Consider the following 12,032-nt stretch of genomic DNA (forward strand, 5'->3'; position numbering starts at 1 on the left):
TGCGATGAACGCCGTTCTGAACACCCCCGCCGAGCGCAGCACCAAGGAGTGGCAGGCCGCCGACGCGGCGCACTACCTGCACCCCTTCACCGACTTCAAGACGCTCGGGCTGAAGGGCTCGCGGGTGATCACGCGCGCCGACAACATCTACCTGTGGGACAGCGAGGGCCACAAGATCCTCGATGCGATGTCGGGCCTGTGGTGCGTCAACGTCGGCTACGGCGCCCGCGAGCTGATCGACGCGGCGACGCGCCAGCTCGAGACGCTGCCCTTCTACAACAGCTTCTTCCAGACCGCGACGCCGCCGGCCATCGAGCTGGCCGAGCTGCTGGCCGAGGTGACGCCGCCGCAGTTCCAGCACGTGTTCTTCTCCGGCTCCGGCTCGGAGGGCAACGACACCATCGTGCGCATGGTGCGGCGCTACTGGGACCTGCTCGGGCAGCCGCAGCGCAAGGTGATCATCAGCCGCAAGAACGCGTACCACGGCTCGACCATGGCCGGCGCCTCGCTGGGCGGCATGAGCGGCATGCACGAACAAGGGGGGCTGCCGATCCCCGACATCGTGCACATCGAGCAGCCGTTCTGGTTCGAACTGGGGCGCGACACGTCGCGTGAGCAGTTCGGCCTGAAGGCCGCCGGCTGGCTGGAGGCCAAGATCCTGGAACTCGGCGCCGACCGGGTGGCCGCCTTCATCGGCGAGCCTGTGCAGGGCGCCGGCGGCGTGATCGTGCCGCCCGAGACCTACTGGCCCGAGATCCAGCGCATCTGCGACAAGTACGGCGTGCTGCTGGTCTCCGACGAGGTGATCACCGGGTTCGGCCGCACCGGGCAGTGGTTCGGCTGCGAGCGCTTCGGCACCCGCCCCGACCTGATGACCTTCGCCAAGGGCGTGACCTCCGGCTACATCCCGCTGGGCGGCGTGATGGTCGGCGACCGGGTCGCCAAGGTTCTGATCGAGAAGGGCGGCGAGTTCAACCACGGCTACACCTACTCCGGGCACCCGGTGGCCTGCGCCGTGGCGCTGGCCAACATCCGGCTGATCCGGCGCGAGGGCCTGGTCGAGCGCGTGCGCGAGGATGTCGGCCCCTACCTGGCCCAGCGTTACGCGGAACTCGCCGAGCACCCGCTGGTGGGCGAGGCACAGACCTGCGGCCTGATGGCAGCGCTGCAGCTGGTGCGCAGCAAGGCCGACGGGGCCGGCTTCCCCGACTGGCAGGAGGTCGGCATGGTCTGCCGCGGCCACTGCTTCGGCAACGGCCTGATCATGCGCGCGGTCGGCGACCGCATGATCATCGCCCCGCCGCTGGTCATCACGCGCGCGCAGATCGACGAGATGGTGACCCTCATCCGCCGCTGCCTGGACCTGACGCTGGCCGACCTGAAGGAGCGCGGCTGGGTCTGAACCACCACCGCCCCGTGCCCGCGCGAGTGGCACGGGGTTTGCCTGTAGCCGCCCCAGGAATGCCCCTGGCTAGACTGCGCAGGCTTCGCACTGCGCGAGAGAAACAAGCAACGCCCCCATCCACCGAAGGACCCCGACCATGACACGGATGTTCAGTCGCTCCACCACCCTTCCCGCGGCCCTGCTGGCCGTCGCCGCACTGTGGGCCGGGCCGCCGGCCGCCGCGCAGGAAGAGGAGAAGGTGCTGAACATCTACAACTGGTCCGACTACATCGCCGAGGACACGATCCGGAACTTCGAGAAGGAGACCGGCATCAAGGTCCGCTACGACAACTTCGACAACAACGAGATCGTCCACGCCAAGCTGGTGGCGGGCAAGACCGGCTACGACGTCGTCGTGCCCTCGTCGTACTGGGCCAAGATTCAGGCCGACGGCGGGCTGCTGCAGAAGATCGACAAGAGCAAGATCCCGAACTACAAGAACCTCGACCCGGCGCTGCAGGAGCAGCTCGCCAAGCTCGACCCGGGCAACCAGTACCAGGTCAACTGGCTGTGGGGCTTCACGACGGTGGGCATCAACGTCGACAAGGTCAAGGCCGCGCTGGGCAGCACGCCGATGCCCGACAACGTGTGGGACCTGGTGTTCAAGCCCGAGTACATCTCCAAGATGAAGGGCTGCGGCGTCAGCTTCCTTGACTCCGCCACCGAGGTCATTCCCGCCGCGCTGCACTACCTCGGCAAGCCGGCCTACTCGAAGAACCAGGCCGACTACGCGGCCGTCGCGCCGCTGCTGAAGTCGGTGCGCCCGTACGTCACGCTGTTCAGCTCGTCGGGCTACATCAACGACATGGCCAACGGCTCGATCTGCCTGGCGCTGGGCTGGTCCGGCGACATCAACATCGCGCGCCAGCGCGCCATCGACGGCAAGACCGGGCAGAACATCCAGGCGCTGATCCCGAAGACCGGCGGCATCCTGTTCTTCGACGTGATGGTGATCCCGGTCGACGCGCCGCACCCGGGCAACGCGCACAAGTGGATCGACTACATCCTGCGCCCGGAGGTGCACGCGAGCCTGACCAACAAGGTCTTCTACGCCAACCCGAACAAGGAATCGAAGAAGTTCGTCAAGCCGGAGGTCGCCAGCAACCCGACCGTCTTCATCCCCGACGACGACATGAAGAAGATGCAGGCACCCGACGCGCTGTCCAACGACATCCGCCGCACGATGACCCGCCTGTTCACCAGCTTCAAGACGGGCCTGTGACGTGAGCCCGACCGCGCCCGCGTTCCTCCAGATCATCGACGTCGTGAAGGACTTCGGCGGCGGCGCCGTCGCGGTCAACCACGTCTCGATCGACATCGCCAAGGGCGAGATCTTCGCGCTGCTCGGTTCCTCGGGCTGCGGCAAGACGACGCTGCTGCGCATGCTGGCCGGCTTCGAGACGCCGAGCTCCGGGCGCATCGTGCTCAACGGGCAGGACCTGGCCGGCCTCCCGCCGTACGAGCGGCACATCAACATGATGTTCCAGAGCTACGCGCTGTTCCCGCACCTGACGGTGTGGGAGAACATCGCCTTCGGCCTGAAGCGCGACGGCCTGCCGGCCGCGGAGATCGAGCAGCGCGTCGAGGCCATGCTCAAGCTGGTGCAGCTCGGCAAGTTCGCCAAGCGCAAGCCGCACCAGCTGTCGGGCGGCCAGCAGCAGCGCGTGGCGCTGGCGCGTTCGCTCGCGAAGCGGCCGCAGCTGCTGCTGCTCGACGAGCCGCTGGGCGCGCTCGACAAGAAGCTGCGCGAGGAGACGCAGATCGAGCTGGTCAACATCATCGAGGAGGTCGGCGTGACCTGCGTGATGGTGACGCACGACCAGGAGGAGGCGATGACCATGGCCTCGCGCATCGCCATCATGAGCGAGGGCAAGGTGCTGCAGGTCGGCGCGCCGAGCGACATCTACGAGACCCCGGCCACCCGCTTCGTGGCCGACTTTATCGGCAACGTCAACCTGATGGACGGCACGCTGGCCGAGGACGAGGCCGACCACTGCGTGATCGACTGCCAGGACCTGAAGCACTACGTCGGCCACGGCATCACCGGCACCGCGGGCATGCCGGTCTCGGTGGCGGTGCGGCCCGAGAAGATCCACCTGTCGCGCCATGCGCCGTCGAACGAGGACGCCGCGCGGTCCTTCAACCGGGCCAAGGGCGTGGTGAAGAACCTGTCCTACTTCGGCAGCTACACGGTCTACCACCTCGAGCTGCCCAGCGGGCGCATCCTCAAGATCAGCCAGAACAACACGCAGCGCCACCGAGAGCACGAGCTGACCTGGGGTGACGAGGCCTGGGCGCACTGGTCGCGCCAGTCGCAAGTGGTGCTGACGCAATGAGGAAGCTGCGCGCCCTGCTCGCCTGGTTCCGCCGCGGCCGCACCGCGGTGATCGGCATGCCGTACCTGTGGCTGCTGGTGTTCTTCCTGTTCCCGTTCCTGATCGTCTTCAAGATCAGCATCTCGGAGATGGAGGCCACCTCCTTCAAGGACGTGCTGACGCTCCAGGACGGCGTGCTCGCGCTGACCATCAAGCTGTCGAACTACGTGTTCATCACGCAGGACGACCTGTACTTCAAGACCTACCTGTCGAGCATCAAGTACGCGGCCATCACCACCGCGCTCTGCCTGGCCATCGGCTACCCGTTCGCCTACTTCATGGCGCGCGCCCGGGCCGCCATCCAGCCGGCGCTGCTGATGCTCGTGATGCTGCCGTTCTGGACCTCCTTCCTGCTGCGCGTCTACGCCTGGAAGGGCCTGCTCAGCGAACACGGATGGGTGGCCGAGCTGCTGATCTTCCTGAAGCTCGACCACCTGCTGCTGGCCATGGGCGTGATCCCGGCGCTGGGCAAGTTCATGAACTCGCCCTTCTCGCTGGTCATCGGCATGGTCTACACCTACCTGCCGTTCATGATCCTGCCGCTGTACGGCAACCTGGCCAAGCTCGACCTGCGGCTGCTCGAGGCGGCCTCCGACCTCGGCGCCACGCCCTGGGTGGCGTTCTGGAAGGTCACGGTGCCGCTCTCGAAGGCCGGCATCATCGCCGGCTCGATGCTGGTGTTCATTCCCTGCATCGGCGAGTTCGTGATCCCTGAACTGCTCGGCGGCCCGCAGACGCTGATGATCGGCCGCGTGCTGTGGGACGAGTTCTTCAGCAACAACGACTGGCCGATGGCCTCGACCGTGGCCATCGTGATGATCCTGCTGATCCTCGTGCCGCTGGCGATTTTCAACCGCTACCAGGCCCAGGTGCAGGAGGCGCGCAAATGAGCCGGCGCGCATGGTTCGGCGCGGGCTTCGCGCGCGGCTTCGGCAAGGCCTGGCTGGCGGGGGGCTACGCCTTCCTGTACCTGCCGATCCTCGCGCTGGTCATCTACTCGTTCAACGACTCGCCGATCGCCAACGTCTGGGCCGGCTTCACGCTCAAGTGGTATGCCGCGCTGCCGGGCGACCGCGAGATCATCGCCGGCCTGTGGCTGAGCCTGCGCATCGCCTTCTTCACCGCCTGCGCCTCGGTGGTGCTGGGCACGCTGGCCGCGTTCGCGCTGGTCAAGTACCGGCGCTTCACCGGCCGCACGCTGTTCTCCGGCATGGTCAACGCGCCGCTGGTGATGCCGGAGGTGATCATCGGGCTGTCGCTGCTGCTGATGCTGGTGCAGGTGCAGCGCGCCATCGGCTTCCCCGAGCGCGGCATGATGACCATCTGGCTCGGCCACCTGCTGCTGGGCATGGCCTACGCGACGGTCGTGGTGCAGGCCCGCCTGCAGGACCTGAACCCGCAGCTCGAGGAGGCGGCGATGGACCTGGGCGCGCGGCCGCACCAGGTGTTCTACCTCGTCACGCTGCCGATGATCACGCAGTCGCTGATGTCGGCCTGGCTGCTGACCTTCACGCTCTCGCTGGACGACGTGGTGCTCTCGGCCTTCCTGTCCGGGCCGGGCTCGACCACCATGCCTCTCGTGATCTTCTCGCGCGCGCGCCTCGGCCTGAGCCCGAGCGTGAACGCGGTGGCCACGCTGATCGTGCTCGTCGTCACCATCGGCGTGGTGCTCGCCAGCCTCGCCATCGCGCGGGCCGAGCGCCGCCGAGCCCAGGACATCGCCGCCGCCGCGCGCGGCAACTGAACCGGAACCATGACACCCACCCGAGGAGAACCCCGATGAGAACATGCCGACCCTCCGCGCTCGCCCAGGCCGCCGCGCTCGCGCTGGGTGCCGCGTTCAGCGGCGGCGCCGCCGCGCAGTCGGCAGCCGACCTGCTCAAGGAGATCCAGGCGCTGAAGGCGCGCGTGGCCGAGCTGGAGGCCAAGCAGAAGAGCGCGGCCGAGGCCAAGCCGGCCGCCGGCCAGTGGGGCATGACGCCGGAGCAGGCGCAGGAGTTCAACCGCATCGCGGTCAAGACCGAGGCGCTCGAGGACGCAATGGAGGCGCAGGGTTTCAAGGGCCTGAAGATCACCGGCCAGATGGACCCGACCTACATCTACAACCGCAACCAGAACCGCTCCGGCTTCCAGGTCCTCAACAAGGTCAGCGACGACGGCTACAACTACGACAACTCGTACTTCGGCATGGCGATGATCGACTTCCTGAAGGAGACGCAGGAAGGCACGCGCTGGCGCCTGACGCTGGCGCCCAACCGTGGCGTCGGCTCGGCGTTCGACCCGGATTCCGTGGTGCACGAGGCGAGCGTCTCGGTGCCGCTGACCGACCTGCAGACCCGCTTCATCGCCGGCCAGATCCCGGACTGGTCGGGCTACGAGTACCTGCAGCCCACGCTGAACAAGCTGATCACGCACAACCTGCTGTTCGACTTCACGCTGCCTACCGCCTACACCGGGGCCGGCCTGGAGATCACCAGCGGCAAGTGGATCGTCAAGGGCGTGCTCGCGAACTTGAACGCGAGCCGCAACGGCCAGGGCGAGAAGGCGCCGGTGTTCGCCTACCGCGTCGACTACTCGCGCGGCGAGTTCCAGGGCTTCGGCTTCGCCGGCGTGCACGGCAAGGCGGCCAACTTCAGCGAGAACGTGCTCGACGAAAACGGCGACCCGATCGCGCAGCGCAACTCGCGCGTGGACCTGTTCGAGTTCGACGCCTACTTCATCCGCGGCGACTTCACCTGGCAGGGCCAGCTGAGCTACGGCCAGCAGAAGAAGGCCTCCATCACGCCGGCGGCCGACGGCTCGCTGCGCACCGCCAAGTGGTACGGGCTGACCACGCTGGTGGCCTACAAGTTCATCCCGCGCTACGAGGCGATCGCGCGCTTCGACTACCTCAACAACAAGAAGAACGGCGGCGGCCTGCTCGGCTACACCTCGGCCGACGACCGCAACGGCATCGGCCCCGACCCGAGCGGCGACCCGGACACCGGCGCCAACCGCATGGCCCTGTCGCTGGGCATGTCGTACCTGTACAACCTGAACACCGTCTTCAAGGTCGAGTACCGTCTGGACCGCGCCACCCAGCCGGTGTTCCTCGACGTCAAGGACAACAGCTACCGAAAGAACAACCAGATGTTCGGCACCTCGGTCGTGCTGAGCTTCTGACCAACCCCGGGGGTGGGCCGCCAGCGGCTCCGCCGCCGGCCAAGGATCCCACGATGAACCACCCCACCCCCGACTGGCACGCCGCCGCGCGTGCCGTGAAGATCGACGGCCGCGCCGTCATCGGCGGCCAGCGTGTCGCCGCCGCGAACGGCGCCGCCTTCGTCAAGACCTCGCCGATCGACGGCCGCGTGCTCGGCGAGATCGCCCGCGGCGGCGCGGCCGACATCGATGCCGCCGTCGCCGCCTCGCGCGCCGCCTTCGCCGACGGCCGCTGGGCCGGCAAGGCCCCGGCCGCGCGCAAGAAGACGCTCCAGCGCTTCGCCGAGAAGATCCTCTCGGCCAAGGACGAGCTGGCCGTGCTCGAGACGCTCGACATGGGCAAACCGGTCCAGTACAGCCTGGCCGTCGACGTGGCGGCAGCCGCGCGCACCATCGCCTGGTACGCCGAGGCCGTCGACAAGGTCTACGACGAGATCGCGCCGACCCCCGCCTCGGCGCTTGCGCTGATCACGCGCGAGCCGATGGGCGTGATCGGCGCCGTCGTGCCCTGGAACTACCCCATGATCATGGCGGCCTGGAAGCTCGGCCCCGCCCTGGCCGCCGGCAACAGCGTGGTGCTCAAGCCGAGCGAGAAGAGCCCGCTGACCGCGCTGCGCCTGGCCGAGCTGGCGCTCGAGGCCGGACTGCCCGCCGGCGTGTTCAACGTGGTGCCGGGTTACGGCCACGAGGCCGGCGAGGCGCTCGCGCTGCACATGGACGTGGACGCGATCGGCTTCACCGGCAGCACGCGCGTGGGCCGCAAGATGCTCGAGTACGCCGGGCGCAGCAACCTCAAGCGCGTCTACAACGAACTGGGCGGCAAGTCGGCCTTCGTGGTGTTCGACGACTTCGCCGACATCGAACGCGCCGCGAAGACGGTCGCCGGCAGCATGTTCTTCAACCAGGGCGAGAGCTGCAACGCGCCCTCGCGCGTGCTGGTGCATGCCCGGGTGGCCGAGCGCTTCCTCGAGATCGTCGCCGCCGAGGCGCCGAAGTACGCGCCGGGCGACCCGCTGTCGGGCCATGCCGAGATGGGTGCGCTGGTCGACGAGGGCCAGCTGCGCACCGTGCTCGGCTACATCGAGGCCGGGCGCAGCGAGGGTGCGGCCGTGGTCGCCGGCGGCGCCGCGGCGCGCACCGAGACCGGCGGCTACTACGTCGAGCCGACCGTGTTCGCCGGCGTGCGCAACGACATGAAGATCGCCCGCGAGGAGATCTTCGGCCCGGTGATGAGCGTGATCCGCTTCGACAGCGAGGCCGAGGCGGTCCACCTCGCCAACGACTCCAGCTACGGCCTGCAGGCGAGCGTCTGGAGCGACAACATCAACCGCGCGCACCGCGTCGCGCGTCAGCTCCGCGCCGGCACCGTGCACGTGAACCAGTACGACGAGGACGACATCACCGTGCCCTTCGGCGGCTACAAGCAGAGCGGCAACGGGCGCGACAAGAGCCTGCACGCCTTCGACAAGTACACCGAGCTGAAGACCACGTGGATCCGCATCGACGCGGCCCGGGGAGCGTGACATGAACCATTCGCTGAACGAGCAACTGCAGGCCCGCAAGGCCGCCGCCACCGCACGCGGCGTGGGCGTGATGGGCACGTTCTTCGCCGACCGGGCGAAGAACGCCGAGCTGTGGGACGTCGAAGGCCGGCGCTACATCGACTTCGCCGGCGGCATCGCGGTGATGAACACCGGCCACGGCCACCCGAAGGTGATCGCCGCGATCGAGGAGCAGCTCAAGCGCTTCACCCACACCTGCTGGCAGGTGGTGCCCTACGAGGGCTACGTCGCGCTGGCCGAGAAGCTCAATGCGCTGACGCCCGGCACGCATGCCAAGAAGACCGCGTTCTTCTCGACCGGCGCCGAAGCCATCGAGAACGCGATCAAGATCGCCCGCTACGCCACCCGGCGCTCGGGCGTGATCGCCTTCTCCGGCGCGTTCCACGGCCGCAGCCTGTTCGCGGTGTCGCTGACCGGCAAGGTGGCGCCCTACAAGGCCGGCTTCGGGCCCTTCCCGGCCGAGGTCTACCACGCGCCCTTCCCCTGCCACTGCGCCAGCCTCGCGGAAGTGAAGAAGGCGGTTCATCACCTCTTCAAGGCCGACATCGAGCCCGCGCGCGTGGCCGCGATCGTGTTCGAGCCGGTGCAGGGCGAAGGCGGCTTCAACGTCATCCAGCCCGAGGCGGTGCGCTGGATCCGCGAGCTCTGCGACGAACACGGCATCGTGATGATCGCCGACGAGATCCAGACCGGCTTCGGCCGCACCGGCACGATGTTCGCGATGGAGCAGTTCGGCGTGATCCCCGACCTGATGACCATCGCCAAGAGCCTGGCCGGCGGCGTGCCGCTGTCGGCCGTCACCGGCAAGGCGGAGATCATGGACGCGCCGGCACCCGGCGGCCTCGGCGGCACCTACGCCGGCAACCCGCTGGCCGTCGCCGCGGCGCATGCGGTGATCGACGTGATGCACGAGGAGCAGCTGCCCGCGCGCGGCCAGCGCCTGGGCGACCGGCTCAAGGTCGTGCTCGAGGCGATGCGCGCCGAGGTGCCGGCCATCGCCGACGTGCGCGGCCTGGGTGCGATGGTGGCCTGCGAGTTCCGCCGCGCCGACGGCTCGCCCGACGCCGACTTCACCAAGCGCGTGCAGGCGCATGCCCTGCAGCAGGGCCTGATCCTGCTGACCTGCGGCGTGGATGCGAACGTGCTGCGTTTCCTGTTCCCGCTCACCATCGAGGACACGGTGTTCGACGAGGCGATGCAGATCCTGCGCGCGGCGCTGCGGGCGGCGCGTTCGTGAGCGAGGAGATCCGGCAGCGCCTCGCCGCGCAGGGCGTGCACACGCTGATCGCGCAGTTCACCGACCTGAACGGCGTCGCCAAGGGCAAGTTCGTGCCGCTGGCGGAATGGCCGACCCTGCTGGCCACCGGCGCCGGCTTCTCGGGCCCCTCGATCGCCGGCACCGGGCTGCCGCGCATGGGCCCGCGCTCGGAGTACTACGGCCGCGGCGATGCTGCCACCGCGGTGGCGCTGCCGTGGATGCCGGGGTACGCACGCGTGGTGTGCGACGGCTTCGTCGACGCAGCGCCCTTCGAGGCCTGCCCGCGCCAGGTGCTGCGGCGCCAGCTCGCGCGCCTGGCCGAGCGCGGCTGGAGCCTGCAGACCGGCATCGAACCCGAGTTCTTCCTGCTGCGACGCACGCCCGAGGGCCGGCTCGTGCCCGCCGACGAACACGATCGCCTCGACAAGCCCTCCTACGACCTGAAGAGCCTGCCGCGCCGCGCCACCCTGCTGCACGAGCTGGCCAGCGGGCTGCAGGCCTGCGGCCTCGACGTGTTCCAGGTCGACCACGAGGATGCCCACGGCCAGTACGAGCTGAACTTCCGCCATGCCGACGCGCTGGCCAGCGCCGACGCGCTGATGCTGTTCAAGCTCGGCGCGCAGGCCATCGCCGAACGACACGGCCTCGTGTTCTCGATGATGCCCAAGCCCTTCGCCAACCAGCCGGGCAGCGGCATGCATTTCCACGTGTCGCTGTGGCAGGGCACACGCTGCCTGTTCGACGATGCGGCCACGCTGCGCCACTTCGTCGCCGGCGTGCTGTTGCATTCGGCCGGGCTGGCTGCGCTCGCCGCGCCCACGGTCAATTCGTACAAGCGCCTGGTGGTCGGTGAATCGCTCAGCGGCACGAGCTGGGCGCCGGCCTCGGTCTCGCACGGGCCGAACAACCGCACCGCGCTGGTCCGCACCCTGCCCGGCCGTTTCGAGTGGCGCCTGCCGGATGCCGCGGCCAATCCGTATCTCGCCACCGCCGGCCTGATCGCCGCCGGGCTGGACGGCCTGGAGCGCCAGCTCGACCCCGGCCCCGCCGCCGAGGACGACCTGTTCGAGGCCCCGCCCGCGCGGCTGCGCGAACGCGGCATCGTGCCGCTGCCGCAGAACCTGGCCGAGGCCGCCACGGCGCTGGAGAACGATGCGGTGCTCACGGCAGCCCTCGGGCCGCTGCTGACGCGCGAGTTCCTCGCCGCGCGCCGCGCCGAATGGGACGAGTACGCCCGCCACGTGAGCGACTGGGAGCTGCGCCGCTATGGCGAGCGCTTCTGAGGCGCCGCCGGCCCACGCTCACCTGCCCTGGGTCTCGTACGGCTGCCTGGCTGCCAGCATGGCGCTGGTGGGCAGCTACGTCGGCCTGTCGAAGTGGCTGGTGCTGATCTTCCCGGTGTTCCTGCTCGCCTGGCTGCGCTTCGGCATCGCGGCCGTGGCCATGGCGGGCTGGGTGAGACGTGCGCCGGGCGAGGCACCGCTGTCGCGCCACGACCGCGGCCTGCTCTTTCTCGAATCCTTCTTCGGCAACTTCCTGTTCTCGGTGTGCATGCTGTTCGGCGTCGCGCTGACCTCGGCGCTGGCGGCCGGCGTCATCATGGCGGCGCTGCCGGGCGTGGTGGCGCTGCTGTCGTGGCTGTTCCTGCGCGAGCGCATCGCGCCGCGCGTGCTGGCCGGCATCGCCTGCGCGGTGGGCGGCATCGCGCTGGTGTCGGCCAGCAAGGCGGCCGGCGATGCACCCGGCTCGCTGTGGGGCAACCTGCTGCTGCTGGGCGCCGTCACCTGCGAGGCGAGCTACGTGGTGATCGGCAAGAAGCTCACCGGGCAGGTGTCGCCCAAGCGCATCAGCGCGCTGATCAACCTGTGGGGCCTGGCGCTCGTCACGCCCTTCGGGCTGTGGCAGGCGCTGTCGTTCGACTTCGGTGCGGTCGCCCTGTCGCACTGGTGGCTGCTGCTGTTCTACTCGCTCGCCGCCAGCATGGTGACGGTCTGGCTGTGGATGACTGGGTTGAAGCATGTGCCGGCGGCCTCGGCCGGCGTGTTCACGGTGATGCTGCCGGTCAGCGCCGCGGCGGTGGGCGTGCTGTTCCTCGGCGAGCGCTTCAGCACCGCGCAGGCGGCAGCGTTCGCGCTCGCGCTGGCCGGCGTGGTGCTGGCCACCTGGCCGGGGACACGGCGCGACGGCTGACG

At 69.0% G+C, this 12,032-nt stretch carries 10 protein-coding genes; all 10 read left to right on the forward strand.

The window, feature by feature from the left end; translation table 11 throughout:
• Nucleotides 1–4 precede the first annotated feature (4 nt).
• The 10 genes from D9C15_RS24200 to D9C15_RS24245 all read left to right on the forward strand — a co-directional run bounded on the left by D9C15_RS24200 (nucleotide 5) and on the right by D9C15_RS24245 (nucleotide 12,030).
• Nucleotides 5–1,402: an aspartate aminotransferase family protein gene (locus D9C15_RS24200; protein WP_128001030.1), complete on the forward strand. Its 1,398-nt coding sequence runs from the start codon at nucleotides 5–7 to the stop codon at nucleotides 1,400–1,402.
• 139 nt (nucleotides 1,403–1,541) lie between these two features.
• Nucleotides 1,542–2,666, forward strand: a complete 1,125-nt coding sequence (locus D9C15_RS24205) for a polyamine ABC transporter substrate-binding protein (RefSeq protein ID WP_128001031.1) — start codon at nucleotides 1,542–1,544, stop codon at nucleotides 2,664–2,666.
• A 1-nt stretch (nucleotide 2,667) separates the two neighbouring features.
• Nucleotides 2,668–3,780, forward strand: coding sequence for an ABC transporter ATP-binding protein (locus tag D9C15_RS24210; RefSeq protein WP_128001032.1), 1,113 nt, complete (start codon nucleotides 2,668–2,670; stop codon nucleotides 3,778–3,780).
• Nucleotides 3,777–4,709, forward strand: coding sequence for an ABC transporter permease (locus tag D9C15_RS24215; protein ID WP_128001033.1), 933 nt, complete (start codon nucleotides 3,777–3,779; stop codon nucleotides 4,707–4,709). The genes D9C15_RS24210 and D9C15_RS24215 overlap by 4 nt, the downstream gene beginning before the upstream one ends.
• The gene (locus tag D9C15_RS24220; protein WP_128001034.1) at nucleotides 4,706–5,563 is read left to right on the forward strand and encodes an ABC transporter permease; all 858 of its coding nucleotides are present in this window, start codon (nucleotides 4,706–4,708) and stop codon (nucleotides 5,561–5,563) included. Before D9C15_RS24215 ends, D9C15_RS24220 begins: the two co-directional genes overlap by 4 nt.
• 35 nt (nucleotides 5,564–5,598) lie before the next feature.
• Nucleotides 5,599–6,981, forward strand: a complete 1,383-nt coding sequence (locus D9C15_RS24225) for a DUF3138 family protein (protein ID WP_128001035.1) — start codon at nucleotides 5,599–5,601, stop codon at nucleotides 6,979–6,981.
• 53 nt (nucleotides 6,982–7,034) lie between these two features.
• Nucleotides 7,035–8,543, forward strand: a complete 1,509-nt coding sequence (locus tag D9C15_RS24230) for an aldehyde dehydrogenase (RefSeq protein ID WP_128001036.1) — start codon at nucleotides 7,035–7,037, stop codon at nucleotides 8,541–8,543.
• Nucleotide 8,544: 1 nt separating this feature from the next.
• The gene (gabT, locus tag D9C15_RS24235) at nucleotides 8,545–9,819 is read left to right on the forward strand and encodes a 4-aminobutyrate--2-oxoglutarate transaminase (protein ID WP_128001037.1); all 1,275 of its coding nucleotides are present in this window, start codon (nucleotides 8,545–8,547) and stop codon (nucleotides 9,817–9,819) included.
• Nucleotides 9,816–11,123: a type III glutamate--ammonia ligase gene (gene glnT, locus D9C15_RS24240; RefSeq protein WP_128001038.1), complete on the forward strand. Its 1,308-nt coding sequence runs from the start codon at nucleotides 9,816–9,818 to the stop codon at nucleotides 11,121–11,123. Before gabT ends, glnT begins: the two co-directional genes overlap by 4 nt.
• On the forward strand, nucleotides 11,107–12,030 hold the full coding sequence (locus D9C15_RS24245) for a DMT family transporter (RefSeq protein WP_240668573.1): 924 nt from the start codon (nucleotides 11,107–11,109) through the stop codon (nucleotides 12,028–12,030). Before glnT ends, D9C15_RS24245 begins: the two co-directional genes overlap by 17 nt.
• Nucleotides 12,031–12,032: the final 2 nt, after the last annotated feature.

The sequence above is a fragment of the Piscinibacter defluvii genome, assembly GCF_004011805.1.
GTDB lineage: Bacteria > Pseudomonadota > Gammaproteobacteria > Burkholderiales > Burkholderiaceae_C > Piscinibacter > Piscinibacter defluvii.